The following is a 26,856-nucleotide window of genomic DNA, read 5'->3' on the forward strand; positions in this document are numbered from 1 at the left end:
GTGCGCTGATCATGTGCAGCGTGCTGGCGGTGGCGCTGCTGGCGGTGTTCGTGGTGGTGGCGGTGCTGCTGCGCAACGGCGACACGGGCGTCCACTTCCAGCGGTCCGACCAGGCGGCGATGATCGGCATCGGCATCCTGCTGGCGTGCGGCGTGATGCTGTTCGCGATCGCCCGGGTCCGCGCGGACGAAGAGGGCATCGAGGTCCGGAACGTACTCGTCACCCGCCGGTTCGCCTGGCAGGAAGTGCTTTCGGTGAGCTTCCCGGACGGCGCCTCGTGGGCACGGCTGGAGCTGCCGGACGACGAGTACCACGCGGTGATGGCGATCCAGGCGGTGGACCGGGCTCGAGCGGTGGAAGCGGTGCGGGCATTGCGAAAACTGCACCGCGCAGCCACCGGCGGCTGATGCGGCGGGTCCTGCTTCGCTGTGGGGTCTCCTGCTGTGGCGACGGTGGTCACCACAGCCACGGCAGCACATTCTCGGTGAGCGCGAACCGGCGGCATCACCGTACGCGGCGACGTGCCGAGCCTCCCGCGCTGCGCCGCGTGGAGCTTTCGTTTCCCATGGCGGGCTGGTGCCGCACTGGGCGTCCGGCCCCAGGCTGGGAACCGGCGCGTCAGAGGTCCAGGTCCACCACGATCGGCGCGTGGTCCGACGGGCCCTTTCCCTTGCGGGCGTTGCGGTCCACATAGGAATCCGTCACCGCCGAGGTGAACGCGTCGTTGCCGTACACCAGGTCGATCCGCATCCCCTTGTTGTTCGGGAAGTTGCCGGCCCGGTAGTCCCAGTACGTGAACGGGTGGTCGTACTTCAGCGGCCGCGGGAAGACGTCCGACAACCCCAGTTTCCGCAGGCGCGCCAACGCCTCGCGTTCCGGGGGAGTCACGTGCGTCGACTCCGCGAACACCGCGATGTCCCACACGTCCGCGTCCGTCGGTGCCACGTTGAAGTCACCCAGCACCGCGAAGGGCGCGGAAGACAGCTCCGAAGAAACCAGCGACCGCAGCGCCTCCAGCCACTCCAGCTTGTACGCGTAGTGCGGGTTGTCCGGCTCACGCCCGTTGGGCACGTACACCGACCACACCCGCACGCCGCCGCAGGTGGCGCCGATCGCCCGCGCCTCCGCGGCGTCTTCGAACGACGGCTCGCCCGGCAGCCCGCGCACCACGTCGGACAACCCCACGCGCGACACGATCCCGACGCCGTTCCAGCGCCCGAGCCCGTACGCCGCCACCTCGTACCCGAGCGCCTCGACCTCGGCCAGCGGGAACTTCTCCGTCGTGGTCTTCAGCTCCTGCAGGCACAGCACGTCCGGCGCCGTCTCCTCCAGGAAGCCCAGCACCCGGGGCAGGCGGGGGACGATGGAGTTCACGTTCCAGGTGGCGATCCGCATGCCCGCGAGCATCCCACACGCCACCGACAAAACCGGGGCGGCGCCGAAGCGCCGCCCCGGGAGCTCACACGCCCGCGGTCGTCCGGATCCAGGACCGGCTCGACGCCACGCTCGCGTAGTTGTTCGTCCCGCGCGTGTTGGTCCCGCTCTGGTTCTGGACCGTCGACGCGACGCCCACCTGCACGCCGCCCGACACCTGGGGGCCGCCCGAGTCGCCCTTCCACGCCGACCCGTTGATCCCGACGCTCTGGATCGCGCGGCCGCCGTACGCGTCCGTCGAACGGCCGGTCACCTGGACGTTCGCCGTCTTCAAGGCCGACGCCGGCGGGCCGGTCGGGGTGGTGCGGCCCCAGCCGTAGAGCTGGTTGGTGCTGCCCGTCGACGGGTCCGCGCTGCCCAGCTTGATCGGCGCCGCGCTCGTCGCCGACGCCAGGTGCAGCAGCGCGATGTCGCCGTTGGGGGACTCGTACTCCCCGTCGACCGCGATGTCGGTGCCCGAGAACAGCGTGTTGCTGCCGACCTTGACGTGCATGCCCGACCCGTCCTGGTCGAGGCAGTGCACCGCCGTCATCACCCAGCGCGCGGCGATCACCGTGCCCGAGCAGTTGAAGCCCTGGAAGTCGCGCCCGGGCGTGTTCACGTAGACCTGAGCGCCCCACGACACGGTGGGGGCGGTCGTGCCGCCGACGATGTTCGGCTGGACGCCGGCGGAAGCGACGGCGCCACCCGCGAGGGTCAGCGCGACGGCGGCCGTGCACGCGGCGCCGAGGGTACGGAGAGAGCTCACGGAGGTGATCCTTTCGGACGGGGCCCGATCGGGCCGGTCGGAAAGTAACCACCGGCTCACCCGGGGCGACACCTACCGAAGTCGGAATCGGACGAACACCCTACTTCCGGCGGGGCGGCCGGGGGCGCGCGAGAACTGTCGGTGGTGGCAAATAGGCTGTGAGTGTGGCTGACCCGACCACCTACCGTCCCTCGCCGGGGAGCATCCCGGATGCCCCTGGCGTGTACAAGTTCCGCGACGCGACCAAGCGGGTCATCTACGTCGGCAAGGCCAAAAGCCTGCGCAGCAGGCTGAACTCCTACTTCGCCGACCTTTCCGGCCTGCACCCGCGCACGCGCCAGATGGTGACGACGGCGGCGAGCGTCGAGTGGACCGTCGTGACCACCGAGGTCGAGGCCCTCCAGCTCGAGTACAACTGGATCAAGGAGTTCGACCCGCGGTTCAACGTCCGCTACCGCGACGACAAGAGCTACCCGGTGCTCGCGGTGACGCTGAACGAGGAGTTCCCGCGGCTGCACGTCTACCGCGGCGCGCGCAAGAAGGGCGTCCGCTACTTCGGGCCGTACGCGCACGCGTGGGCCATCCGCGAGACGCTTGACCTGCTCCTGCGCGTCTTCCCGGCCCGCACCTGCTCGGCCGGGGTGTTCCGGCGGCACGGCCAGATCGGCCGCCCGTGCCTGCTCGGCTACATCGACAAGTGCTCCGCGCCGTGCGTCGGGCGCGTCTCCGCCGAGGAGCACCGCGACATCGTCGAGGACTTCTGCGACTTCCTCGCCGGCAAGACCGACGTCATGATCAAGCGGCTGGAAACCGAGATGGCGGCCGCGTCCGCGGAGCTCGAGTTCGAGCGCGCCGCCCGGCTGCGCGACGACCTCGGCGCGCTGCGCCGCGCCATGGAGAAGCAGGCCGTCGTGCTCGGCGACGGCACGGACGCCGACGTCGTGGCGTTCGCCCACGACGACCTCGAGGCCGCCGTCCAGGTCTTCCACGTGCGCGGCGGCCGGGTCCGCGGCCAGCGCGGCTGGGTGATCGACAAGGCCGAGGAGATGGACGTCCCGGCGCTCGTCGACCACTTCCTGACGCAGTTCTACGGCGACGAGGCCGAGCTGGACGCCCGCGACGACGTCGACGCCGGCCCGGTCGTCCCGCGCGAGGTGCTGGTGCCGGAGCTGCCCGCGGACGCCGACGCGGTCGCGGAGTGGCTGAGCGGCCTGCGCGGCTCGCGGGTGCAGCTGCGGGTGCCGCAGCGCGGCGACAAGAAGGCCCTCGCGGAGACGGTCGAGCGCAACGCGGGGGAGGCGTTCACCCAGCACAAGCTGCGCCGCGCCGGCGACCTCACGGCCCGGTCGGCGGCGCTGACCGAGCTGCAGGAGTTCCTGGCCCTCGACACCGCGCCGCTGCGCATCGAGTGCATCGACATCAGCCACATCCAGGGCAGCGACGTCGTGGCGTCGCTGGTCGTCTTCGAGGACGGGCTCGCACGCAAGTCCGAGTACCGGCGCTTCGCGCTGCGCGAAGCGGCCGAAGAGGGCGATGTGGCGTCGATCGCCGAGGTCGTGCGCCGGCGCTTCCACCGCTACCTCAAGGAAACGGCGGAGGAGACGAGCACGCCCGGTCTCGACCCGGAGACCGGCCGGCCGAAGAAGTTCGCCTACCCGCCGAACCTGCTGGTCGTCGACGGCGCGGGCCCGCAGGCCACGGCGGCCGCGGACGTGCTGGCCGAGCTCGGCATCACCGACATCTCCGTGATCGGGCTGGCGAAGCGGCTCGAAGAGGTGTGGCTGCCCGCCGACCCCGACCCGGTGATCCTGCCGCGGACGTCGGAGGGGCTGTACCTGCTGCAACGGCTGCGCGATGAGGCCCACCGCTTCGCCATCACCTACCACCGCGAGAAGCGCTCCAAGCGGCTGCGGGCGTCCGAATTGGACAGTGTGCCCGGGCTGGGGCAGGCTCGCCGTACCGCCCTGATCAAGCACTTCGGCTCGGTGAAGAGGCTCAAGCAGGCCAGGATCGAGGAGATCGAGGCGGTGCCCGGCTTCGGCAGGCGCACCGCGGAAGCCGTGGTCGCCGCGCTGGCCGGGGAGTCCGGTGCGGGCAACGGCACACAAGCAGGGGAGTAGGGAAAGACAGTGAGTGCGCAAGAGGAGATCCGCGGGTCCGGCATGGAGGTCGCGGTCGTGTCCGGGTTGTCCGGGGCGGGCCGCAGCACGGCGGCCAAGTGCCTGGAGGACCTGGGCTGGTTCGTCGTCGACAACCTGCCCCCGGAGCTGATCGCGACGATGGTCGAGCTGGGCGCGCAGGCGCGCGGCGCGATCACGAAGGTGGCCGTCGTCATGGACGTGCGCTCGCGCGCGTTCACCGACGACCTCGCCTCGGTCATCAAGGACCTCGACGCGCGGGGCTACAAGCCGCGCGTGCTGTTCCTGGAGGCGACCGACGCGGTGCTGGTGCGGCGCTTCGAAGCCGTCCGCCGCGGCCACCCGATGCAGGGCGACGGGCGGCTGGCCGACGGCATCACGGCGGAGCGGACGCTGCTGGAGCCGCTGCGCGAAGAAGCCGACCTCGTGCTCGACACGTCGTCGCTGTCGGTGCACGACCTGCGCGCCAAGATCGAGGACGCGTTCGGTTCGGAAGCGAGCACGCAGACCCGGGTCACCGTGCTGTCCTTCGGCTACAAGTACGGTCTGCCGATGGACGCCGACCTGGTGATGGACGTCCGGTTCCTGCCGAACCCGTTCTGGATCCCGGAGCTGCGCGAACACACGGGCCTCGACGGCGAGGTCCGCAACTACGTCCTCTCGCAGGAGGGCGCCGAGGAGTTCCTGGACCGCTACCACCAGCTGCTGCGGCTGATCGGCGCCGGCTACAAGCGCGAGGGCAAGCGGTACCTGACGCTCGCCGTCGGCTGCACCGGCGGCAAGCACCGCAGCGTGGCGCTGTCCGTGGAGCTCGCCCAGCGTCTGTCCAAAGAGGACGGTATGGCCGTGAAGGTGGTGCACCGCGACCTTGGTCGTGAATAACGTGCGGGCGGTCGCCCTCGGGGGCGGCCACGGGCTGCACGCCACGTTGTCCGCGGTGCGGCGGGTGACCCCCGACGTCACCGCGGTCGTGACCGTGGCCGACGACGGCGGATCGTCCGGCCGGCTACGGCGTGAGCTCGGGCTGCTGCCGCCGGGCGATCTCCGGCAGGCCTTCGCCGCGTTCGCCGCGGAAGACGGCGGGACGCTGTGGGCCGAGGTGTTCCAGCACCGCTTCGGCGGCGACGGCGCGCTGGCCGGCCACGCGGTGGGGAACCTGCTGCTGGCCGGGCTGTTCGAGGTGCTCGGCGACCCGGTCGCCGCGCTCGACGAGGCGTGCCGGCTGATCGGCGTCTCGGGCCGCGTGCTGCCGATGTCGCCGGAGCCCCTCGAAATCGAGGGGCAGGTCAGCGGCCTGGACAGCGAGAACCCGGCGGCGCTGCGCACGATCCGCGGGCAGGTCGCGGTGGCGTCGACGCCCGGGCAGGTGCAGCGGGTGAGCCTGCGCGCGCCCGGCGGTTCGGGGCGGCCGCCGCTGGCGTGCGAGGAAGCCGTCGAAGCGGTGCTGAACGCCGACGTCGTCTTCCTCGGTCCGGGCTCGTGGTTCACCAGCGTTCTACCTCATTTGCTGGTGCCCGGTCTGCACGACGCGCTCGTGAAAACCACCGCGACGAAGGTGCTCGTGCTCAACCTTGTCCCCCAGCCGGGGGAAACCGCGGGATTCTCTCCGGAGCGGCACCTGGACGTACTCTTCGAGCACGCGCCCGATCTGCGGGTCGACGCGGTGATCGCGGACCGCGATTCCGTGCCCGACCCGGCGAATCTCCGGCGCGCGGCGGAACGGCTCGGGGGCCGGGCCCACCTGGGGGCGGTGGCCGACCCCGAAGTGGCGGGACGGCATGATCCTGATGCGCTCGCGTTGTGCATGCGGGAGGCTCTCGGTCTCGGCGGGGAGCACGGGGGAGGAGCGAAAGGCAGGGAGGGGCAGCAATGGCGATGACCGCCGCGGTCAAGGACGAGCTGAGCCGGCTGGAGATCACGAAGATCGGGCCGCGCCGGGCGGAGGTCGCGTCACTGCTCCGCTTCGCCGGCGGGCTGCACATCGTGGCCGGCCGGGTGGTCGTGGAGGCGGAGCTGGACACGGGCTCGGTCGCGCGACGGCTGCGCAAGGAGATCCACGAGCTGTACGGCCACCATTCGGACGTCCACGTCATCACCGCCAGCGGCGGCCTGCGCAAGGGCACCCGGTACGTCGTGCGCGTGGTCAAGGACGGTGAGGGCCTGGCCCGCCAGACCGGGCTGATCGACCAGCGCGGCCGCCCGGTGCGCGGGCTGCCCGCGGCCGTGGTGTCCGGCGGCGTGGCGGACGCGGAAGCGGCGTGGCGGGGCGCGTTCCTCGCGCACGGTTCCCTGACGGAACCGGGCCGGTCGTCGTCGCTCGAGGTGACGTGCCCGGGCCCGGAGGCGGCGCTGGCCCTGGTGGGCGCGGCGCGCCGGATGGGCATCCAGGCGAAGTCGCGTGAGGTCCGCGGAGCCGACCGGGTGGTGGTCCGCGACGGCGACGCGATCGGCGCGTTGCTGACCCGCCTGGGCGCGCACACGAGCGTCCTGCAGTGGGAAGAGCGCCGGATGCGCCGCGAAGTCCGCGCGACGGCCAACCGCCTGGCGAACTTCGACGACGCGAACCTGCGCCGCTCGGCCCGCGCGGCGGTCGCGGCGGCGGCCCGGGTGGAGCGAGCCCTGGAGATCCTCGGCGACACGGCCCCGGACCACCTGCTCGCGGCGGGCAAGCTCCGGCTGTCGAACCGGCAGGCATCGCTGGAGGAGCTGGGCCAGCTGTCGGACCCGCAGATGACGAAGGACGCGGTGGCGGGCCGCATCCGCCGGCTCCTGGCGATGGCGGACAAGCGGGCGAAGGACCTGAACATCCCGGACACGGAGTCCGCGGTCACGCCGGAGATGCTGGAAGAGGAAGACGCCTGACGAGGTCTCGCAGCCACGGCTCGGAAATGGCCGGCTCGCGCTCGAGCACCCGGGCCAGTCGTTCGCGCACGGCCGGGGTGCGGCCGGTTTCGACGATCGCCACCGCCTCGGCCAGCGCCCGGCGGGTGCGGTCGTCGCGGGCCGGCTCGCGGACTTCCGGCGCCGCCCACCATTCGCGGCCGAACGATCGCGTCAGCTTGGGCTGGCGGTCCGCGAGGTAGCTGAACAACGCGACTCGACCGACACGTTCCGGATCGTCACCTCGCGCGCCCACTCCGCGTGCTGCTGCCACCGATGCGTGTTCGGGCTGGTGTGCGTGCGCCGCGTCAGGCCGGCGATCCGGAGGCGGCGGCGGACGGCGGGCCAGTCCGCGCGGTCGTCGGCGGCCCAGTCCCGCAGGATGTCCAGCAGCTGCTCCATCGTCCGGCCCGTCGACACCACGTCGGCGAAGACGATCGGCCGGGATCCGCGCGCGAGGACAGCCGGCTCAGCCCGTGCGCGGCCAGGTTGGCGCGCAGCTGCGCCACTTCGGCCGGGTGGAGGCGGCCGGAGAACCAGCTGTCGATCGACGCGGTCGACAGCGGCAGCTGGTGCAGCCGCCCCGGGTCCGGCAGGGCGCCGCCGAGCAGGTCGAACACCGAGTCCGCGGACCGGCCGACGAAGTACAGCTCGCCGTTCCCGGACCGCGCGAGCACCTTGGCCGCGCACTCGACGAGGTCGCCGAGGAACCACAGGTCCGGCTCGGGCAGGCCGTCCACCAGCGAGCCGAGGTGGTCGGGGCGCACGAGGTCCCAGCGGAACGGCCGGTTCGGCTCGATCACGCCGGCATCGCTCGCTCGTAGCCGGCCATCAGCTCGGCGAGCCGGTCGGGCCCGGCGGCTCCGCCACCCGGGACGTCGCGTGACGACACCGCCGCCGGCCCGTCGAGCGCGGGCAGCGCGAGCCCGGCCCGGCGCGCCAGCACGGCCGCCGTCGCCACGAACCCCTCCAGGAGCGCCCGCTGGATCGGGTGCGAGGTCGCGCGGTACTCGGCGACCAGCGCGTCGGTGAACTTCGCGAAGGCCGCGCCGTCGATCGGGTGGTCGTCGGGGTCGCCGGGGGTCACCCCGATCCCCGACGGCCCGGCCAGCGGGACGAACGCCTCGGCGAGGCGCGTGAACACCGTGGCGGGCCCGTGGGACGGGTTCCACACGTCCCGGCCGTCGATGCGGAAGTACTGGCTCATCGGCGGCGAGCCTAGGCCGCGGAGCCGCGCCGGTCAGCCGGTTTTCGGCCCGTCGCGTTAACCGGGCGCCCCACTTCGTAACACCGCGGTAGCACCCCGGCGCCGTCGCCGAAACGCGGCACCCCGAACCTCGGAGACGAACGAGGGAAGGGGACAGCATGCGCAACGCTCACCCACACGTGACGCCGGAGGTCGGCACCTGGCTCGCCCGGCGCAGCAGCAAGGCGGGGGACTGGACCGTCGAGGACCTCGTCGCCGCGAAGCGGGGCACCACCGTGTCCGTCGTCATCCCGGCCCGTGACGAGGAAGCCACCGTCGGCGCGATCATCACCGCCATCCGGGACGAGCTGCAGGGCCTGCTCGTCGACGAAATCCTCGTCGTCGACAGCCACTCCACCGACGCCACCGCCGAAGTCGCCGCCGCGGCCGGGGCCCGGGTCGTCGCGCAGGACGCCGTCTTCCCCGGCCTCCCGGCGTACCAGGGCAAGGGCGAAGCGCTCTGGAAGGGCGTCGCCGCGACGACCGGTGACCTGGTCGTCTTCGTCGACGGCGACCTCCACGACTTCACCACGGACTACGTCACCGGGCTGCTCGGCCCGCTGCTCACGGACCCGTCCGTCGCCTACGTCAAGGGCTTCTACCACCGCCCGCTCGGCACCGAGGCGGACGGCGGCGGCCGCGTCACCGAGCTCGTCGCCCGGCCGCTGCTCAACATGTTCTGGCCGGAGCTGGCCGGGTTCGTGCAGCCCCTCGCCGGCGAGTACGCGGGGCGGCGCGAGGTGCTGGAGAGCGTCCCGTTCGTCGTCAACTACGGCGTCGAGATCGGCCACCTGATCGACCTGCTGGAGCTGCGCGGCCTCGACGCGCTCGCCCAGGTCGACCTCGGCCACCGCGCCCACCGGCACCAGAGCACGCAGGCGCTGGGCCGGATGTCCGGGCAGATCATGCAGACGTTGTTCGACCGCCTGGAGCACTACGGCCGCCTGGTCACCGCGATCCCGCCGGCGACGCTGCTCGCGCAGTTCCGGCGCGGGTCGTCGGAGAGCGGCGTCGAGCGCGAGCTGGTGCTGACGGACCTGACGTCCCCGCGGCAGCCGCCGCTGGCGAGCCTGCCGGCCGCGGTGCGCCCGGAGAACGCCCTCGACCTGCGGGACACGGCGTGACGTCCGCGGCCGGCTGACGACCGGCACACCGGCTGCCGGCGCCTAAGCCAGGCCGGCCGAAAGCGATCCCAGCTCCTGCCCGAACGATTCGATGAACGAGGCGATTCGTTCTTCGTCACGTCGGTAGTGGGTCCACTTCCCGACTCGCGTCGCCCGGACGAGACCCGCGCGTTCCAGCACCGCCATGTAGGCGGAGACGGTGGACTGCGCGAGCCCGGCCTTGGCCTGGATGTGGCTGACGCAGACGCCGACCTCGCGCGGGTCGACGACGGCGGCGTCGACGGGGAAGTGCTCCTCCGGTTCGCGCAGCCACTGGAGCACCTCGAACCGCACCGGGTTGGCGAGCGCCTTCAGGGGCTCGAGCAGGGCCGCGATGTCGCCTGTCACGGGCATGTCTGGGCCGGCCTTCCGCGCTGGTCATGAACGTATCGATGATATCCGATGCGACGGGCGCATGCGACCTCCGCGCCCGCGGCGGGGTTCTTCGCCGGGACTTTCCCGAGAGGCGGTTTCAGCGGCTCTCGTGCAGGGAGCGGATCATGCTCTGCAGGCTCCGGAACGCGGCCGCCTGCTCGGCCCCGGTCATGCCGTCCAGCATCCGGTCCTCGACGGACCGGACCGCGGCACTCGCCTTCTCCAGGCTCTTCCGGCCGCGGGGTGTGAGCCGGGTGGGCAGCGCCTTCCCGACGGGTGCCTCCGCGGGCCTGGTCACGTAGCCGTCCCGCTCCAGGGTCTGGAGCAGCACGTTCATCGTCTGCCGGGTCACGAACGCGCCGCGCGCGAGCTCGGAGTTCGACAAGCCCGGCCGTTGCGCCAGCAGCTCGAGGCAGGAGTAGTGCGTCACGCTCATCCCGAGCGGGCGCAGCACTTCCTCCATGGCCGCGCGCAGCGCGCTCGACGCCTCTTTCAGCAGGTAGCCCAGTGACGTCTTCAGGTCGACGCCGGGCTCGTCTTGACTCATGTCAGTATTCTGACATAGGTTGGTGCGTGTCAGAAGACTGACACGAAAGGGAGGACCACCCCATGCCCGTCACCGGCCCGACTTCATCTCGCTCCAGGCGCGCGACCTCAAGGCTTCGCAGGCGTTCTACGAGCAGTACCTCGGCCTCGTCCGCTCCCCGGCCGGCCCGCCGCACGCCGTCGTCTTCGAGACGAAGCCGATCGCGTTCGCCCTGCGCGACGTCGTGCCGGGCACCGATCTCGCGTCCGTCGCCCAGCCCGGCATCGGTGCCGCGATCTGGCTCCACGCCACCGATGTCCAGGCCATTCACGACGCGCTGGTCGCCGACGGCCACAAGATCGTTTCGGCGCCGATCGACGGCCCGTTCGGCCGGACGTTCACCTTCGCCGACCCCGACGGGTACCAGGTCACGCTGCACGACCGCGCTTGACCGGCGGCTCGCGCCGGAAACCGGTCGAGGCCCCCCGTTCCGAGCACGGGGGGCCGACCCGCTCACCCCGTCACCGCGCGGCGGACCGATCGCCGCGCAGGAACAGGGCGCTGGTGAGGAGGCCGAGCAGCACGATGGCGGCGTTCACCGCGATCGCCGCCTTCAGGCCACCGAGGATGGCCGCGGCTCCGGTGCCCGCCGCGGCGGACGTGACCACCACGCTCATGATCGGCGTGCCCATCGTGATGCCGACCTGCTGGGTCATGGTGGCGAGGCCGGTGGCCAGGCCCTGTTCGTGGTCGGCCAGCCCCGAGGTGGCGGTGACCATGAACCCCACGATCACGAGCATGTTGCCGACGCCGCCGGCGAAGCTGGCGATCAGCATCAGTGCCATCCACGAGCGGTCGTCGCCGAGGCCGAGCAGGGCCGCGGTGAACACCGTCTGCAGGATGCCGCCGATGATCAGCGTCTGCTTGCTGCCGACCTTGCCGATGACCTTCGGGGCGAAGACGCCGCCGGTGACCGTGCCCAGGCCGAGCACGCCGAAGGACAGACCCGCGGCGAGCGGGGAGAAGCCGAGCACTTCCTGCAGGTAGAGGGTCAGCGGGAACACCAGCGAGCACTCGGTGAGGAACGCGATCAGGCCCGCGACGTTGCCCCAGGCCACCGACCGCTTGCGGAGCACGGTGAGCGGCACCAGCGGCGCGGACACCTTGCGCTCGACTGCGTGGAACAACACCAGCAGCACCACGCCGGCCGCCAGCGAGCCGAGGACGGTCGCCGAGCCCCAGCCCTCCTCGCTCGCCTGGGTCAGCCCGAAGATGATGGCCAGCAGGCCGAGCGTGACGGTGATGGCGCCGGGCACGTCGAGCTTCGGGCGCTCGTCGGGCCGGGACTCGTTGATCACCGCCGGGGCGATGAGCAGCACGGCGATCGCGACGGGCACGTTGATGAAGAACGCCCACCGCCACGACAGCAGGTCGGTCAGCACGCCGCCGAGGACGGCGCCGGCGGTGAAGCCGCTGGACATCAGCGCGCCGTTGAGGCCGAGCGCCTTCTGGCGCAGCGGGCCCTCCGGGAACGACACCGTCATCAGCGACAGCGCGGCCGGCGTCACGGCGGCGGTGGCCAGGCCCTGGAAGATGCGGGCCACGATAAGCATCTCCGGGTTCTGCGCGAGGCCGCCCAGCACCGAGGCCGCGCCCAGGACGACCAGGCCGCCGAGGAACAGCCGGCGCCGGCCGAACAGGTCCGCGACCCGGCCGAAGAACAGCGTGAAACCCGCCGCGCACAGCGCGAACGCCGTCGCGATCCACTGCAGGTGGCCCAGCGAGAAGCCGAGACTCCCGCCGATGACCGGCAGCGCGACGTTCAGGATGGCGAAGTCCACGGCGAGCATGAACTGCGTGGCGAGCAGCAGGACGAGCACCAGCCGCAGCCGGGGCGTGAGCCGGGCGGGTGCCTCGATTTCGGTGACGGACACGGGAGTCCCTTCCAGCGGGGTTCGTCGATCACCCGGAACGATCGCCGGTACCCGGAACCCGAGCCAGAACCCCGGTCGGCCCCGTCCGCACGAGGGTGGTCACGACAGCACCAGGCTCCTCGCTTCCGGCCCGGGCATCATGGGGGTGAGTACCGGAGGTGTCCATGGCAGCCCCATCCGAGCTGGGCGACTTCCTCAAGTCGCGCCGCGCCGCGCTGCGTCCGGAGGACGTCGGCATCACGCCGCACCCGGCCCGCCGCCGCGTCACCGGCCTGCGCCGGGAGGAGCTGGCGACGCTCGCCAACGTCAGCATCACCCACTACACGCGGCTCGAGCAGGGCCGCGCCGGCAACGCTTCCGACAGCACGCTGGAAGCGATCGCGCGCACGCTGCGGCTCACCGAAGACGAGACGGCCCACCTGAAGGACCTCGCGCGGCCGGCCCCGTCGTCCCGTCGTCCGGCGCCGCCGCGGGTGACCCACGCGAGCGCGTCGGCCCGGCAGCTGCTGGGGGCGATGACCCACGTCCCGGCGGTGCTCATGGACCGGCGGGGTGACGTCCTCGCCTGGAACCAGCTGGGCCACGCGCTGCTCGCGGCCCACCTCGCGCCCGGGAGCCCGGACGACCCGGCGACCCGGCCCAACCTGACCCGGATGCTGTTCCTGGACGAGCGGTACCGCGCGCTGTACCGGAACTGGGGCGAGCAGGCCGAGCTGGCGGTGGCGTCGCTGCGCCTGGTCGCCGGGCGCCACCACGACGACCGCGCGCTCGCCGAGCTCGTCGGCGGGCTCACGATGAACTCCGACGAGTTCGCGAAGCTGTGGGCCCGGCACCCGGTGCGCACGTGCACGTCCGGCGTGAAGCTGCTGCTGCACCCGGTTGTCGGCGAGGTGGAGCTCAGCTTCGAAAACCTCGTCATCCCGGGCACGTCGGGCCAGCGCCTGATCGCCTACACGGCCGAGCCCGGTTCGCCGTCGGAGACGGCGCTGAAACTGCTGGGCAGCGCGTCGGCTCCGGCGCCGGTCGTGGTGCGGGGCGCCCACCCGGGCGGGCCGAGCACGTAGCCCGCGCGGGCGCGCCACGTCGTCGCCGCGCGCAGGTCGCGCAGGATCGAGCCGTACTCGTGGAAGCCGACCTTCAGCAGGTTGTACGTGCCGATGTTCTTCGTCAGCCCGTACGTCGGCCGCTTGCCCTCGGGCACGAAGCTGCCGAACATGCGGTCCCAGATGATCAGGATGCCGCCGTAGTTGGCGTCCAGGTACTCCTCGTCGCTGCCGTGGTGGACGCGGTGGTGCGACGGGGTGTTGAAGACGTATTCGAACCAGCGCGGCAGCTTGCCGACCTTCTCGGTGTGCACGAAGAACTGGTAGACGAGGTCGATCGACAGGCCGGTCAGGATCATCCACGGCGGGATCCCGCACAGCGCCAGCACCGACCAGAAGGGGAGCTGGAAGTACGGGGTCCACTTCTGGCGCAGCGCGGTCGAGAAGTTGTAGTGCTCGCTGGAGTGGTGGACCTGGTGGCCCGCCCACAGCAGCCGGACGCGGTGGCTGGCGCGGTGGTAGGCGTAGAAGACCAGCTCCTGGCCAAGCAGCATGAGCACCCACGTCCACCAGTCGCGCGGGTCGAACTTGACCGGCGCCAGCTCGAACAACGCGGCGAAGACGAAGAGCATCACCAGTCGGAACAGCGCGTTGACGCCGACCGCGACGGTGCCCATCAGCATGCTCGTGCGGGTGTCGGCGACGCTGTAGCCGACGACGTTGTCGTCGTGGCCGAGCACGTGCACCGCCACGATCTCCATCGCCACGAACAGGACGAACACCGGAATCGCGAACAGCACGGGGTCGCGCAGGTGCGCCAGGAACTCGGCCACGTCGCCTCCTTGATCTGACCTGACGGTAACTTACCCTTGGGTCACTTTACGCACGGTAGGCTCTCGCGTGTGACGGAGTCAAGGGCGGTCGGGACCAAGGGGATGCCTCGCGAAGAGCGCGAGGCCCAGCTCGTCGTGGCCGGCACCGAGGAGTTCGGCCGGGCGGGCTACGCGGGCGCGTCGATGGTCGAGATCGCGCGCCGGGTCGGCGTCACGAAACCGTTGCTGTACCAGTACTTCGGCTCGAAGGACGGGCTCTACCTGGCCTGCCTGCACCGCGCGGGCGACCGGCTGACCGAAGGCGTCGCGACGACCATGGCGGCCGGCGGCGAGCCCGACCAGATGCCGCTGAAGGTGCTCTCGGCGATCTTCACGACGTTCGACCACGACCGCTACGCGTGGCGCCTCCTGCGCGACGAAACCGTCCCGGCCACGGGCGACATCGCGGCCTCGGCGGCGGACTACCGGCACCGCCTGGACGCGTTCGCACTGCTGGGGGCGACGCAGCTGATGACATCCCGCGGGCTGGCCGACCCGGTCGACATCGAGGCGATCGCCCAGGTCTGGACCGGCGTGGTCGACTCGCTGATCAGCTGGTGGATCGACCGCCCGGACGAAGACGCGGCCGCGATGACGGCCCGCTGCGCGCGGATCATGGCGGGTCTGTTCGGCTGGTGATCCCGCCGTCCGCTCGTCCCTGAACGTCGCCGCGGCCGCCGACAGCGTGCGCCCAGCGCTTCGAGGGGATCTTCTTCCGCCGCGCCGAAGATCGCCGGGAAGGCCATGGCCTGCGGCAAGGCGTTGTCGTGGCGCCCGTCCGGCATTGGTGTTCCTGTCGTCGAACGGCGGCGGCAGCGCGTGGCCGGCCGCCGGCGCGCGCAACCCGTCGGCGATCCAGCCGACGCGGTCCACGCCCGCCCGCTCGAACCTCCGCCGCCCCAGGTCACGAGCCGCGCTGCCCGGCGAAGCGCGCCGAGGTCGCCGTCGAACGCGTCGCATAGCTCTGTCCACAGTGGACGTGAACCTCGCCGCGCACCGCGGTTCGCATGCCGGACAGCGCGGCAGGGGCCACCCACAGGTTCCGTTTGGCCGCTTATGTCCGGTATTCTGCCCACGCAGAGTGGTGTTCACGGATTGGCTGCCCGAACGGCGTAGCGAAACCGCTCCCGTTCGCGATTAATCAGGGAAGCCATCGCGTCGAGAGGTGTCCCATGCCCGAACCAGCCGCTCCCCTCCCGGCCGATCCCCGCCTCGCCGCGCGGTTCACCGAGGACCTGCTCGACGGCTGCCGGGTCCTGGCCAAGGACTACGGCTACCGGCCGGCGCAGTTCGAGCGCATGGTCCGCGAGCACGGCGGCGTCGAAGCGGCCCGGCTCCTGCTGCGCGGCGCCGGCACCGCCGGCGGGTTCACCGTCCTGTGGGAGAAGAACCAGCTCGGCCGCAGCTCGGAGGCGACGATGCTCCGCACGGAGTACTCGGAGCTGTTCACCCCCGACGAGCTCCTGCTCGCCCGCCGCCGCCTGGAGGAACACGGCTTCGACGTCGACGCGCACCTGCGCACGCTCACCGAACAGGGGTGAGGGCGGCAGGGGTGACCGGCGCCGCTCCGGTCACCCCTGCCGCGGCTTCTAGGCGGCCGCGCTGGACTTGCCGCGCAGCACGACGTTCGCCGTCGACGCGCCCTTGATCGCCGTCTCGATCTGGGCCATCGTCGAAGACGAGCTCAGGCCGGGGACCGTCGCGGTGTTCAGCGCGTAGAGGGTGAACGTGTACGGGTGGCTGGACCCGCCCGGACAGGGGCCGAAGAACTTCTGCGCGGTCGCCCCGCTGCCCATCGCCTTCTGTTTCGCGCCCCCTTGGTTCGGCACGGTGTAGCCCGCGCCGAGTCCTTCCGGCAGCGACGTCGTGGCGGCCGGGATGTCCCAGATCGCCCAGTGCAGCTTGTTCCCGCTGTTGGCGACGTCGGCGAACACGATCGCGTACGCCTTGGCGCCGGTGGACGCGCCCCACGCGAGCGGCGGCGACGGGTCCTGGCCCGCCGTGTGGTCGCCGGCGCAGGTGTACTTGTCCGGGATGGTCGCGTTGTCGGCGAACGCGGAGCTGGTCAGCTTGAAGCCACCCGGCGTCGAACCGCCGGGGAACTTCAGCCGGACGATCACGTTGTCCAGCACCGACGGCGTCCCGCCGTTCTTGTCGTTGTTCGTCGACGTCACCCACAGCCCGCCGTCCGGCGACTTCGTGACCGAGCGCAGCCGGCCCCAGCGGCCGGAGAACAGCGCCGACACGGTGCCGACGCCGGTGCCCGCGGAGTTGATCTGCGTGGCGAACAGCTGCTCGCCGGTGACGGCGGCGATGTAGATCCAGTCGTTGACGATCTCGATCCCGGACGGGCCCGCCTGCGACGTCGGCCAGGTCTTCTTCGGCGCGATGAAGCCGCTGCAGCTGCCCTGCGTACCCTCGCAGCTGGGCCAGCCGTAGTTGCCGCCCTTCTGGATGAGGTTGAGCTCGTCCTGGCTGCTCTCGCCGAACTCCGCCGCCCACAGCTGGCCGCGGGAGTCCCAGGCCAGGCCCTGCGGGTTGCGGTGGCCGTAGCTCCAGACGTACCGGGCGTTGCCGCCGGTGGCGTAGAACGGGTTGTCGCTCGGCGCCGAGCCGTCGGGGTTCAGCCGCAGGATCTTCCCGTTGAGCGAGCTCTTGTTCTGCGCGTTGTCGCTGTTCTTCGCATCGCCCACGGTGGCGTAGAGCTTGCCGTCCGGGCCGAACTTGATCCGGCCGCCGTTGTGGTAGCGGTTCTTCGCGATCCCGGTCAGCACCGGCGTCGACGTCGAGGACAGCGTGCTGCCGTCGTAGGTCATCTTGACGATCCGGTTGTCGCCGGATGCCGTGTGGTACAGGTAGATCGCGTGGTCGCTCGACCAGTTCGGCGAGATCGCCAGGCCGAGCAGGCCGCCTTCACCGCTGGTCGTGACCACGCCCGGCACCTTGCCCAGCGTCGTCTTCTGGCCGGACGGCGTCACGAGCACGACCTCGAACCGGTCCCGTTCGGTCACCAGCGCGTTGCCGCTCGGCAGGAAGTCCACCGACCAGCCGAGGTCGACCTTCGCGATGTCCTTGTCGTACTCCGGGATGCCCCCTGCGCCGCCCGGAGCGGACGTCTTGACGGTGACCGCGTTGCTCGCCGCGGAGCTGTTGCCGTTGGGATCGCGCGCCTTGACCGTGAAGGTGTACGAGGTGTTCGGGTTCAGGTCCGTGACCGTCGTCCCGAGGGACGTCGTGGTCGCGACCTTGGTGGCGCCCTGGTAGACGTCGTAGCCCGCGATCGTGCCGCCGTCGTCGGTGGAAGCGTTCCACGCCAAGGAAACGCTGTTCGCGGTGACGCCGGTGGAGCGCAGGTTGCCCGGCACGGACGGCGGAGTGGTGTCGTTGCTGGGCGGCGTGGTGAAGGTGACCACGTTGCTCTGCTGCGACGGGTTGCCCGCGGCGTCGAACGCGCCGACGGAGATGTCGTAGGCGGTGTTCGGCGTCAGGTTGTCGACGGTCGCGCTGGTCGTGTTCCCGTCGACGGTCTTGAGGACGTTGCCGCCGCGGTTGATCTCGTAGCGGACGACGCCGACGTTGTCGGTCGCGGCGGTCCAGGTGAAGGTCGCCGCGGTGGGCAGGATGTTGCTCGCCTTGAGGTTCGACGGCGGCGTCGGCGGCTCGGGGTCGACCGGCGAGACGAAGGTGTCGGTGAGCTTGTCCGCGTTCGGCCCGCCGTTCGCGGTGGTCGCGGTGGTGCGGACCTTGTTGACGCCGGCGGTCAGCTGGACGGTCGCGGTGACGGTCTTCCACGTCGTCCACGCGCCGGTGCCGGGGAAGTCGACGGTGCCCTTGTCCCCGCCGTCGACGACGAGCTTCACCGGGCGGTTGTCGGCGGTTCCGTTGGCGTAGCGGAAGGTCAAGGTGTGCGTGCCCGCCTGCGCGGCGTTCACGGAGTACTCGACGTAGCTGCCCACGACGTTGTCGAAGTTGACGAACCCGGTGCCGGAGTAGCCGGCGTGGTTCGATTCGACGACGCCTTGGGAGATCACGGCGTTCTCGGACTCGTAGTCGGTGTCCGCTGCGAAAGCGCTTACCGGACTGAGCGCGGTGAGGCCGAGCGCCGCGACGGCGGTACCGGCCAGTACCACGCGCCACGGTGGACGGGGTGCCACTGGGAGCCTCCTGCGTGGGTCGGGGGACAGGGGGTGACCGGGGCGGAACTGGTCGGCGGACCACCGGACTCGGACCTAATAGTTAGGAAAGTTTCCTATCTATAGGGACAGATCTCACACCCTCCGAGCGGGCCGTGTCAATACTCGACACGGGCGCTCACCCTTGGTGAAGAAGGGTTTCCCGCTGACCGGTGCGCGCTCGCGCGTCAGCCGGCGATCCGGGTGTCCGACGCCGCGGTTTCGCCCGCCCAGTCGCGCGGTTCGAGGAAAGCGGCCAGCTCCGCTTCCGGGCTCCCCGGCTCCGGCGTGAACCCGGAGTCCCACTGGACCAGCGGCGGCAGCGCCGTCAGCACGGCCTCGGCGTCGGCCCGCGTGGCCGACGCCGCGTGGAAGAGCGCGGACTCCACGAACCGGCCGCGGCGGTGCAGCTGCCACTGCCGCTCGCGCTCGCCGTACGGCAGCTCCCGCCGCCGGCGGACGATCGGGAGGTACGCGGGCGCGATGGCGGCGATGCCCGCCGCCGTGAACGCGGCCCCGCGCCGCCAGCCGTGCGGCCCGGACGGGCTGAGGTGGTCGAAGGCGATGCCGCCGATCCCGTGCGGCTCGGCGCGGTGCGGCAGCCGGAACCGGTCGTCCGCGGCCCGCTTCGCCTGCGCGTGGAACGCCGGGTCGAGCGTGTCGCAGTGGGTCTTGAGCACCCGGTGGAAGTGGGTCGCGTCCTCGGCGAAGCCGTAGCACGGCAGGAGTTCGGCGGACCCCTCGAACCACCAGGCGTCCCCGGATTCGCAGTACCGGAAGGCCGCCCGGAACGCGGGGACCCAGGGGTTGCGCGGATGCAGCACGACCGACAGCCCAGTGGCGAAGAAGTCGCTGTCGTCGGCCGACGTCACGGAGATCCCGGCGCGTTCGAAGACCTCGCCGTCCTCAAGCAGGCGTACCCGGCCGCGGCCGAAGCGGGCCCCGCCGTCCAGCCGTTCCAGCTCGGCGACCAGCTCGCGCCGGCCGGAGCTCAGGATCGCCTTGACGGCGTCACGTCTGTCGTCCTCACCCGGAAGCATGACCCCCACCCCCGCGGGCGAGAGTACCAGCGAAACCAGGTCAGCCGGCGATTTCGGCCCGCGCGACGACCTTGGTGATCTTCGCCCGGACGAGCGATTCCTCGGGGACGGCGTTGCGCTTCCCGTACTCCGCGCCGCGCTCGGCGCCCATGTACCGCGCGCCCAGGCGGGTCGCCCACTCGAGCATGTCGTCGTAGTCGTGGGTCAGCCGCGCCTCCGCGCTGAACTGCACGTACGAGTACGGCGGCTGCTGGTCGTCGACCGCGAGGGAGATCCGGCCGTCGCGGGCGATGGCCTTCCCCTTCAGCGTCTCCGTGCCCGTCGTGAAGATCAGCTCGTCGCCGTCCGGGCCCTCGTTCAGCAGGAACCACACCGGCGTCACGATCGGGGCGCCGTTGGCCCTGACCAGGCCCAGCATGCCGGTCCGGGTGCCTTCGGACGCGAACTTCCACCACTCGTCACGGCTCATCTCACGCATGCGGGGGACGTTAGCCCGTCACCCGCGCGTGCGCAGAGGGTGGCCGACTAGCCTGGCCTGCTGTGCGAGACGACACCGGGGGAACAGGACTGGCCGACGAGGGGCTGACGCGCCGCCTCAAGGCGCTGGCCTGCACCGCGCCGCTGCACGACCTGGACGCGCGCAAGGCGAAGCTCGACTGGGCCGACGCCACGATCTACCAGATGGCCGAGATCGCGCTGCACACGATCGACCAGGTCACGATCGCCATGGACTTCGACACCGGCGCCGGCCACGACCAGGTCATCGACCGGCTGCTGCCCTTCATCGCCCAGCAGGCGCCGTCGCGGATGCCCGAGGAGCACGTCCGCGTCGCCAAGTGGGTCCTGGACAACCTGATCAACGTCGGGACGACCGACCGCGGCTTCCGGCGCGTCTACGGCTCGATCGGGCCCGGCGGCTACCAGCGGCGCCAGTTCGACTTCAAGCTGCTCGTCGAGCTGGCCGCCCCGGACGGCGAGGTCTACCTCCGCGCCACCGACGAGGCCATCAACGTCCTCGTCGGCGCCCTCGACACCGACGTCGAGTCCGCCCAGATCGCCGCCGAGGTCAAGCTCGAGAACCTCATCAACCGCGGCCGCCTGGCCGACGCGAAGCTCGCCGCCGAGCAGGCCCGCTACCGGACCGTCCAGTACGGCGAGACCCTGCGGGCGAAGCTCGACGCGACCCGCCGCGACGTCCGCTCGGTCGACTGGGAACGCGAGGTCCCGGAGCTGCTCGACAGCGCACTGAGCCACATCGAAGCCCGCTTCCGCGCCGAGAACGCCATCCTCAAGAACATCACCACCGCCCGCGACGAGACCGAGGACCTCGACCGCAAGCGCCGCGCCGCCGAGCTCGTCGACATCGTCGGCGACTGCATCCGCCGGCACACCCGCCTGCAGTCCCGGCTCGCCGACGCGGGCGCGGTCTTTCGCGCGGAGCAGGACCGCCAGCAGTTCTCCGGCCCGCCCCAGCGCGCGACGCTCGACCTGTTCGGCCAGCTCCTCGTCCCGACGCTCGGGCTGCCGCTGGCCGACGCCGTCGCCCCGGTCGAGCACTTCTTCCACGCCGCCGCCGGGATCACCGCGCCGGTCGTGCCGTCGCTGTCGTCGCTGGTCTCGCTGCTGCTGCGCCCCGCGCCGGAACGCGACCAGCTCGTCGGGGAGATCCCCGAGCCGGAGCTGATGCCCGCGGAGACCACCGACCGCTTCGGCGACGACGTCTGGCGCGCCGCCGACGAGCTCCTCGACCTGCCCGAGGTGCCGCGCCGGCTCTCCGGCCTGCTCGAAGAGGCCCGCCGCAGCCGCCAGCCCGGCCTCGCCGCCCTGGTCGCGCTGCGCGCCGTGCACGCCTACAGTCCCGGGGTCGGCGCGGCCCGCCGCCAAGGCGACCGGCACGTGCTGCTCGCGGTCGACGACGGCACGCTCCTCGACGACCCGGAGTTCGGCGGCGCCGACCTGCTCCTGTCCACCGCCGCCGTAGAGCGTGCCGACGAAGAAGAGGAAGTCGCGTAATGGCGCTGTCCCACAGCAGCGTGGACGCCGAAGCCGCGGCCCGGCTGGTCGCCTTCGGCATGCGGCCGAAGCAGCTGCCCGCGCGTGACGTCGTGTACGGCGACCTCGTGCGCCGCTACGGCGAGGACAACGCGTTCAAGGCGCTCACCCACGCCGTCGCCGCCGGGCTCGGGCTCATGGTCCTCGAGGTCAACCAGCAGGCCGGCGCGGTGCTGGCGGCCACCGACGAGTCCGTCTTCGAGATCAAGATGGACTCCTACGCCCGCCAGGCCAAGATCCGCGAGCGCCGCGACACGGAGAAGGTCCTGCACGGCCTCATCCACCTCGCCACCGCCGCGCTCGGCTACCCGCGTCCCGACGACCTCGCCAACGACACCTACATCGGCCGCGTCAGCGTCGAGCAGGTCGACGCGATGGTCCGCGAAGCCGCCCGGATGCTCGACGAACGCGCCGCGCAGGCCGAGGCCAACAACGACCCCCTGGCCGACGCGCCCGAGCTGGAACAGGCCTGGCGCGCCTACACCCGCCGGCCCGCGGCCGCGGCCACCAAGGACGGCCGGCTGGCCGCCGACACCACCCGCGGCATGGTCTCCCGCGCGCTGCGCTTCCTCGCCGAGCAGGGCTTCCTGGTCCCGGTGAGCGACGAGCAGGGCGGTACCTACCGGACCACGCCGCGCTACCAGATCCAGGTGCGGGAACTCGCCGCCGACGCCGCCTTCGACGACTTGCTCGCGCTCGACGTCGTGGCCGTCGCGAACGCCGGGGGCACGCTGCGCGCGACCTCGTCGGACACGCTGTAAAAGGGGAGTAGATGTACGAGCTTTCGCGGGTCCGCCTGCATTCCGTGGGCCCGGCGGGTGCGCGCTACCAGGATGTCGTGCTCGACTTCAGCGGCGTCGGCGCCAAGATCACCGCCCCGCAGCAGGACGCGCTGTTCAGCGCCGGCATCCACGCGACGGGCCCGGCCGAGCTGCGCCGCCCGTCGCCGGCCAGCGTGCTGTTCCTGGAGAACGGCGGCGGCAAGTCCGTCCTCATCAAGCTGATCTTCTCGGTGATGCTGCCGGGACGGCGCCAGGTCGTCGGCACCACCAGCACCAAGGTGCTCGAGAAGTTCGTCGCCGCCAAGGACGTCTCGCACGTCGTGCTGGAGTGGCTGCACGTCGAGAGCGGGCACCGGATCATCACCGGCAAGGTCTCCGAATGGCGCGGGCACGTCGTGTCCGCCGACTCGGAGAACCTCGCCGACTCCTGGTACTGCTTCCGCCCGACCGCCGCGCTGGGGCTCGATTCGCTGCCGATGACCCAGGACGGCCGGCTGCTCACCATGTCCGGCTTCCACGACAAGCTCGCCGCGGCCCAGCTGGCCGAGCCCGAGCTGGAGCTGTCCTGGACCCGCCGCCACCACGAGTGGACCGGCCGGCTCGACACGCTCGGCCTCGACACCGAGCTGTTCCGCTACCAGCGCGCGATGAACGCCGGCGAAGGCGAGGCGGCGGACGCGTTCGCCTTCGGCACCGACGACGCGTTCGTCGAGTTCCTGCTGCGCGCAGTGATCTCCGAAGAGGAGCCGAAGGACCTCGCCGAGGTCGTTTCCACGTACGCGCACAACCTGGCGCAACGCGGGGATCTCCTGGCGGAACGCGACTTCGTGGCCGGCGCCCTGGACCTGCTGGGCCCGCTGGCCGCCGAAGAAGGCGTCGCCGCGGAGTCGCGGAAGATCGCCGAGTCCGCGAAGGCCGACATGGCCGCGCTCGCCGCCCGCGTCGTCGCGCGCAACGAACTCGAGAACGCGCGGCTGTCCGGGCTCGAGGACCACGTCACCGAGGTCAAGTCCGCGGAGAAGCTCGCCGAGGGCGACCACCGGCGGCTCGCCGCGGCCGTCACGGAGCTGCGTCGCCTGGTCGCCGTGCTGCGCTTGGACGAAGCCCAGGAGGTCCGCAAGCGCGTCGACACCGAACTCGCTGCGGCGAAGACCGAGGCCGAAGCGTGGCGCGAGACGGCGACCGTGCTCAACCAGCTGAACTCGGCTCGCAAGGCGAAGGACCTGCGCGAACTGGTCGGCAGCCGCGAAGAGAAGGCGCGGCCGGCGCTGAAGGCGCGCAACGACGCCGCTTCGGCGCTCGCACGCGGGTTGCACGCGCTGGCGCAGGACGCCCAGCGCCAGGCCGACAAGGCCGAGGCGCACGCGGGCGCGTTGCGGGCCGAAGCCGAGAAGGCGCAGACCGAACGCGACGAAGCCGCCAACCTCGCGGCCGGTCGCCGGGCCGAGGCGCGCGGGCTGACCGCGCGGATCACCGAGCTGCGCGAAGAAGTCCAGAACGCCGTGCGGGCCGGGCTGCTGCCGTCGGGGGCCGACGTCGCCGAAGCGTCTCGCGCCGCCCGCAGCGCCGCCGAAGCGGCCACCGCCGAACTCGCGCGGCGCGAGCAGGAACTCGACCGCGTCGCCACGGATCTCCAAGCGGCGCAACGGGCCGTGAACGAGGCCCACCAGCTCGCGGGCACCACCCAGGACCGCTTCGAGCGCGCCACCGAGGACCTCGACCGCGCCCACCGCCGGACCGACGCGCTGGCCACGGAGGGGCGCCTGATCGAGCTGCTCGGCGCCGACGACGTCGCTCTCGAAAGCGACCTGCCGGTGCTGCTGGAACGGCTGCGCGAGGCGAGCGCGGCCGTCGAGAAGGAGCAGACCGCGCTGCGGATGGAGGAGTCCGCCGACGAGCGCGCGCTGGCGGCGCTCGGATCCGGTGGCCTGCTGCCGCCGCCGGAGGACGTCCAGGCCGCCCTCGACGCGCTGGAGGAAGCCGGGATCACCGCGTGGTCCGGCTGGCGTTATCTGTCCAAACTGGACGCCGGTAGGCGTGCCGAAGTGCTGGAGACCCTGCCGCAGCTGGTGTCCGGCGTGCTGTTGAACGACGCCGCGCACGTCGACCGCGCCCGCGAAGTGCTCACCAAGCGACGGTTGCTGCCGAGCGCGACCATCGCCGTGGGCACCACCGAAGCACTCCTGGCCGAGGCGCCCACCGCGCCCGGCGTCGAGTTCCTCGTGCCGCCGAACCCCGCGATGTACGACGAAGAAGCCGCCGACGCCGAGCGGGAAGCCGTCGCACGGCGGCACACCGAGCGGCAGCGGCGACTGGAGTCGTTGTCCGCCAAGCTGTCCGCGGACGGCGCGTTGACGTGGAAGCTCACGACCTGGCGCGAGGACTACCCGCCCGGCGCCGTCGCGACCCTGGCCGAGCAGGCCCAGGCGGCCCGCACCGCCCGCGAGACCGCGCGCACGGCGTTGGAGCAGGCCGACGCGGAATTCGCGCGGTTGAGCGAAAAAGCGGCGTCGCTGCGAGAGCGCGTCCCCGAGCTCCGCGCGGCCGCGGCCGAAGCCGAGGAGAAGGCGCGGCGGCTCGGCGAGCTGGGTGCGCGCAGCGCGCGGATCACCGAATGGACCGAAGACGTCGAGCGCGCCACCGAGGTCGCCGAGCGCGCCGACCTGCAGGCCGCCGACGCGGCGGGCAAGGCCGCGCGGCTGCGCGAGCAGGCGGGGGAGGAGCAGCGCACCGCCGACGGCCACCGCCGCACCGCGACCACCGCGCGCGCCGAGCTCGCCGAGGTGCCCGGCGCGGCCGACGCCGCCGAGGGCCCGGTGCCATCGGAACCGGTCGACGCGCTGCGGCGGACGTACTTGTCGGCGTCCGAGTCGTACGCGAAGGTCGAGGTCGGCAGCGACCTGCGCGCCGAGCTGGAGCAGGCCGAATCCGCCGAAGCGGCCGCGGGATCGGCCGTGGAGTCGCTGGACGAGGTGGTCCGGGCCCGCGCGGCCGAGCTGCTGGAGACGCCGGACGGCTCCGACGCGTCCGCCCGCGCGGCCGCGTTGGCGCGCGCCCGCCGCGTCGTCGACGGCCTGGAAGACGAGCGCACCGAAGCGATCGGGCTCGTCTCGACGCGGCGCGCCGAGCTGGACGCGCTGCCGCTGCAGAACGGCGTCAACGGCGAGAAGCCGCGGGACATCGAGCACGGCTTGGAGCTGATCGACGCGGCCGGCCTGGAAGCTTCGGCCGCCGCGCGCAAGTGGGAAGAGCTGCAGGAACGCCGGGCGGCGGCGGAGGCGACGCTGGAGTCGGCCCGCAGTTCGGCGTCCGGGTTCGCGCTGCTCGCGGAGTCGATGGCCCACCTGGTCACCGACACGGACGCCGACGCCTACGACGGCGACGTCGAGACCGCCCGCGCCCAGCACAGCCGCCTCAACGCGACGCTCGGCCAGGCGCAGGAAGCCGCCGACGCGGGCGACCGGCGGGTGCGCGCCGCCGCGGACCAGCTCGCGCAGTACGCGACGGAGAAGCGGTTCGAGAAGCTGAGCACGCCGGTGCGCCAGCAGGTCATCTCCGTCAAGCGCGACCAGCTCCCGGCGCACGCCGCCGAGTGGGCGGAGGCGCTGCGGCCGCGGCTGCGGTCGCTCACCGACGACCTCGCGCAGATCGACCGGCACCGCGGCGGCATCATCACGCGCCTGCAGGGCATGGTCGACGGCGCGCTCCGGACGTTGCGCTCGGCCCAGCGCGTCTCGCGGCTGCCGGACGGCCTCGGCGACTGGTCCGGGCAGGAGTTCCTGCGCATCCGGTTCACCGAGCTGGAGGACAACGCGCTCACCGAGAAGCTCGGCGAGGTCGTCGACGAGGCCGCCGTCGGCAAGACCGCGGACGGCCGGGACGTCAAGCGAGACGGGCTTTCCCTGGTGCTGCGCGGCGTCCGGGCGGCAGCGCCCAAGGGCTTCCGCGTCGACATGCTCAAGCCGGACTCGGTGCTGCGGACCGAACGCCAGCGCGTCTCGGAGATCCGGGACGTCTTCTCCGGCGGCCAGCAGCTGACCGCGGCGATCATCCTCTACTGCACGCTGGCCGCGCTGCGGGCCAACAACCGCGGCAAGGTCCGCAACCGGCACTCGGGCGTGCTGTTCCTGGACAACCCGATCGGCCGCGCGTCCGCCGGGTACCTCCTGGAGCTGCAGCGCGCGGTCGCCGAAGCACTGGGCGTGCAGCTGATCTACACGACGGGCCTGTTCGACGCGGGCGCGCTGTCGGAGTTCCCGCTGATCGTGCGGCTGCGCAACGACGCCGACCTGCGGGCGGGCCGCAAGTACCTGTCGGTGGACTCGACGATCCGCAACTCCCTGGACGACCTGGGCGACCCGGACGGCGTCGCGCGGCTGTCGGCGACCCGGATGTTCACGAGGCCGGCCGAAGCGCCCGCGGATTCCGCTGAGGACGAACAAACGGCGTGA

At 72.0% G+C, this 26,856-nt stretch carries 25 protein-coding genes; 13 read left to right on the top strand and 12 right to left on the bottom strand.

Annotation, left to right across the window (positions count from 1 at the left end; genetic code table 11):
• Positions 1 to 11 precede the first annotated feature (11 nt).
• Entirely contained in the window at positions 12 to 407 is a 396-nt protein-coding gene (locus ACIRSS_RS03300; protein WP_400893362.1) for a PH domain-containing protein, read from the top strand.
• A gap of 211 nt (positions 408 to 618) precedes the next feature.
• Here ACIRSS_RS03300 and ACIRSS_RS03305 read toward each other — a convergent pair whose 3' ends face one another.
• Together ACIRSS_RS03305 and ACIRSS_RS03310 are read right to left on the bottom strand one after the other, a co-directional pair.
• Entirely contained in the window at positions 619 to 1,395 is a 777-nt protein-coding gene (locus ACIRSS_RS03305) for an exodeoxyribonuclease III (RefSeq protein WP_400890006.1), read from the bottom strand.
• 64 nt (positions 1,396 to 1,459) lie between these two features.
• The gene (locus ACIRSS_RS03310; protein WP_400890008.1) at positions 1,460 to 2,182 is read right to left on the bottom strand and encodes a S1 family peptidase; all 723 of its coding nucleotides are present in this window, start codon (positions 2,180 to 2,182) and stop codon (positions 1,460 to 1,462) included.
• 164 nt (positions 2,183 to 2,346) lie between these two features.
• Here ACIRSS_RS03310 and uvrC point away from each other — a divergent pair, with 164 nt between their 5' ends.
• Genes uvrC through whiA form a run of 4 tightly spaced genes read left to right on the top strand, consistent with a single transcriptional unit; the run spans position 2,347 to position 7,182 of the window.
• Positions 2,347 to 4,302, top strand: a complete 1,956-nt coding sequence (gene uvrC / locus ACIRSS_RS03315) for an excinuclease ABC subunit UvrC (RefSeq protein WP_400890010.1) — start codon at positions 2,347 to 2,349, stop codon at positions 4,300 to 4,302.
• A 42-nt stretch (positions 4,303 to 4,344) separates the two neighbouring features.
• Entirely contained in the window at positions 4,345 to 5,202 is an 858-nt protein-coding gene (gene rapZ / locus ACIRSS_RS03320; protein WP_003101350.1) for an RNase adapter RapZ, read from the top strand.
• Between the two features lies 1 nt (position 5,203).
• A complete protein-coding gene (yvcK, locus tag ACIRSS_RS03325) occupies positions 5,204 to 6,199 on the top strand; it encodes a uridine diphosphate-N-acetylglucosamine-binding protein YvcK (RefSeq protein ID WP_400893364.1) in 996 nt (331 codons plus the stop codon).
• Positions 6,190 to 7,182, top strand: coding sequence for a DNA-binding protein WhiA (gene whiA / locus ACIRSS_RS03330; RefSeq protein ID WP_086671216.1), 993 nt, complete (start codon positions 6,190 to 6,192; stop codon positions 7,180 to 7,182). Before yvcK ends, whiA begins: the two co-directional genes overlap by 10 nt.
• Here the strand turns inward: whiA and ACIRSS_RS03335 are convergent.
• The 3 genes from ACIRSS_RS03335 to ACIRSS_RS03345 form a co-directional block, all read right to left on the bottom strand.
• Positions 7,148 to 7,411, bottom strand: a complete 264-nt coding sequence (locus tag ACIRSS_RS03335; RefSeq protein WP_400890012.1) for a hypothetical protein — start codon at positions 7,409 to 7,411, stop codon at positions 7,148 to 7,150. The genes whiA and ACIRSS_RS03335 overlap by 35 nt on opposite strands.
• Before the next feature lie 97 nt (positions 7,412 to 7,508).
• Complete coding sequence (locus tag ACIRSS_RS03340) at positions 7,509 to 8,003, bottom strand: hypothetical protein (RefSeq protein WP_400890014.1); 495 nt, start codon at positions 8,001 to 8,003, stop codon at positions 7,509 to 7,511.
• Positions 8,000 to 8,407: a DUF6086 family protein gene (locus tag ACIRSS_RS03345; RefSeq protein ID WP_400890016.1), complete on the bottom strand. Its 408-nt coding sequence runs from the start codon at positions 8,405 to 8,407 to the stop codon at positions 8,000 to 8,002. The genes ACIRSS_RS03340 and ACIRSS_RS03345 overlap by 4 nt, the downstream gene beginning before the upstream one ends.
• Before the next feature lie 158 nt (positions 8,408 to 8,565).
• On the opposite strand from ACIRSS_RS03345, the gene ACIRSS_RS03350 reads away from it, so the two are divergent.
• A complete protein-coding gene (locus ACIRSS_RS03350) occupies positions 8,566 to 9,570 on the top strand; it encodes a glucosyl-3-phosphoglycerate synthase (RefSeq protein ID WP_400890018.1) in 1,005 nt (334 codons plus the stop codon).
• A 42-nt stretch (positions 9,571 to 9,612) separates the two neighbouring features.
• Here ACIRSS_RS03350 and ACIRSS_RS03355 read toward each other — a convergent pair whose 3' ends face one another.
• Both ACIRSS_RS03355 and ACIRSS_RS03360 read right to left on the bottom strand, forming a co-directional pair.
• A complete protein-coding gene (locus ACIRSS_RS03355; RefSeq protein WP_400890020.1) occupies positions 9,613 to 9,963 on the bottom strand; it encodes an ArsR/SmtB family transcription factor in 351 nt (116 codons plus the stop codon).
• Between the two features lie 118 nt (positions 9,964 to 10,081).
• On the bottom strand, positions 10,082 to 10,531 hold the full coding sequence (locus ACIRSS_RS03360) for a MarR family winged helix-turn-helix transcriptional regulator (RefSeq protein WP_400890022.1): 450 nt from the start codon (positions 10,529 to 10,531) through the stop codon (positions 10,082 to 10,084).
• Positions 10,532 to 10,553: 22 nt separating this feature from the next.
• Between ACIRSS_RS03360 and ACIRSS_RS03365 the strand changes: the two genes are divergently transcribed.
• Positions 10,554 to 10,961, top strand: a complete 408-nt coding sequence (locus tag ACIRSS_RS03365) for a VOC family protein (RefSeq protein WP_400890024.1) — start codon at positions 10,554 to 10,556, stop codon at positions 10,959 to 10,961.
• A gap of 70 nt (positions 10,962 to 11,031) precedes the next feature.
• Here ACIRSS_RS03365 and ACIRSS_RS03370 read toward each other — a convergent pair whose 3' ends face one another.
• Positions 11,032 to 12,444 carry an MFS transporter gene (locus ACIRSS_RS03370; RefSeq protein WP_400890025.1) on the bottom strand — a complete coding sequence of 471 codons (1,413 nt, stop codon included), beginning with the start codon at positions 12,442 to 12,444 and terminating at the stop codon, positions 11,032 to 11,034.
• Between the two features lie 164 nt (positions 12,445 to 12,608).
• Between ACIRSS_RS03370 and ACIRSS_RS03375 the strand changes: the two genes are divergently transcribed.
• Positions 12,609 to 13,508: a helix-turn-helix transcriptional regulator gene (locus ACIRSS_RS03375; protein WP_400890027.1), complete on the top strand. Its 900-nt coding sequence runs from the start codon at positions 12,609 to 12,611 to the stop codon at positions 13,506 to 13,508.
• Here ACIRSS_RS03375 and ACIRSS_RS03380 read toward each other — a convergent pair.
• On the bottom strand, positions 13,394 to 14,320 hold the full coding sequence (locus ACIRSS_RS03380) for a sterol desaturase family protein (RefSeq protein WP_400890029.1): 927 nt from the start codon (positions 14,318 to 14,320) through the stop codon (positions 13,394 to 13,396). The two genes, ACIRSS_RS03375 and ACIRSS_RS03380, sit on opposite strands and share 115 nt — an antisense overlap.
• A gap of 69 nt (positions 14,321 to 14,389) precedes the next feature.
• On the opposite strand from ACIRSS_RS03380, the gene ACIRSS_RS03385 reads away from it, so the two are divergent.
• Together ACIRSS_RS03385 and ACIRSS_RS03390 are read left to right on the top strand one after the other, a co-directional pair.
• Positions 14,390 to 14,998 (top strand): TetR/AcrR family transcriptional regulator, encoded by a 609-nt coding sequence (locus tag ACIRSS_RS03385; protein ID WP_400890031.1) that lies wholly within the window; start codon positions 14,390 to 14,392, stop codon positions 14,996 to 14,998.
• A gap of 533 nt (positions 14,999 to 15,531) precedes the next feature.
• Positions 15,532 to 15,900 (top strand): hypothetical protein, encoded by a 369-nt coding sequence (locus tag ACIRSS_RS03390; RefSeq protein ID WP_400890033.1) that lies wholly within the window; start codon positions 15,532 to 15,534, stop codon positions 15,898 to 15,900.
• A gap of 48 nt (positions 15,901 to 15,948) precedes the next feature.
• Here ACIRSS_RS03390 and ACIRSS_RS03395 read toward each other — a convergent pair whose 3' ends face one another.
• The 3 genes from ACIRSS_RS03395 to ACIRSS_RS03405 form a co-directional block, all read right to left on the bottom strand.
• A complete protein-coding gene (locus ACIRSS_RS03395; protein ID WP_400890035.1) occupies positions 15,949 to 18,513 on the bottom strand; it encodes a PQQ-dependent sugar dehydrogenase in 2,565 nt (854 codons plus the stop codon).
• A gap of 206 nt (positions 18,514 to 18,719) precedes the next feature.
• On the bottom strand, positions 18,720 to 19,571 hold the full coding sequence (locus ACIRSS_RS03400; RefSeq protein ID WP_400890037.1) for a coproporphyrinogen III oxidase: 852 nt from the start codon (positions 19,569 to 19,571) through the stop codon (positions 18,720 to 18,722).
• 40 nt (positions 19,572 to 19,611) lie between these two features.
• Complete coding sequence (locus ACIRSS_RS03405; protein WP_400890039.1) at positions 19,612 to 20,049, bottom strand: PPOX class F420-dependent oxidoreductase; 438 nt, start codon at positions 20,047 to 20,049, stop codon at positions 19,612 to 19,614.
• Positions 20,050 to 20,111: 62 nt separating this feature from the next.
• On the opposite strand from ACIRSS_RS03405, the gene ACIRSS_RS03410 reads away from it, so the two are divergent.
• From ACIRSS_RS03410 to ACIRSS_RS03420, 3 genes are read left to right on the top strand one after another with little or no spacing between them, the layout of a single operon-like run.
• Positions 20,112 to 21,584, top strand: coding sequence for a hypothetical protein (locus ACIRSS_RS03410; protein WP_400890041.1), 1,473 nt, complete (start codon positions 20,112 to 20,114; stop codon positions 21,582 to 21,584).
• The gene (locus ACIRSS_RS03415; protein ID WP_400890043.1) at positions 21,584 to 22,384 is read left to right on the top strand and encodes a hypothetical protein; all 801 of its coding nucleotides are present in this window, start codon (positions 21,584 to 21,586) and stop codon (positions 22,382 to 22,384) included. The genes ACIRSS_RS03410 and ACIRSS_RS03415 overlap by 1 nt, the downstream gene beginning before the upstream one ends.
• A gap of 11 nt (positions 22,385 to 22,395) precedes the next feature.
• Entirely contained in the window at positions 22,396 to 26,856 is a 4,461-nt protein-coding gene (locus tag ACIRSS_RS03420; protein ID WP_400890045.1) for a hypothetical protein, read from the top strand.

The sequence above is a fragment of the Amycolatopsis sp. NPDC101161 genome (assembly GCF_044768185.1).
Classification (GTDB): domain Bacteria; phylum Actinomycetota; class Actinomycetes; order Mycobacteriales; family Pseudonocardiaceae; genus Amycolatopsis.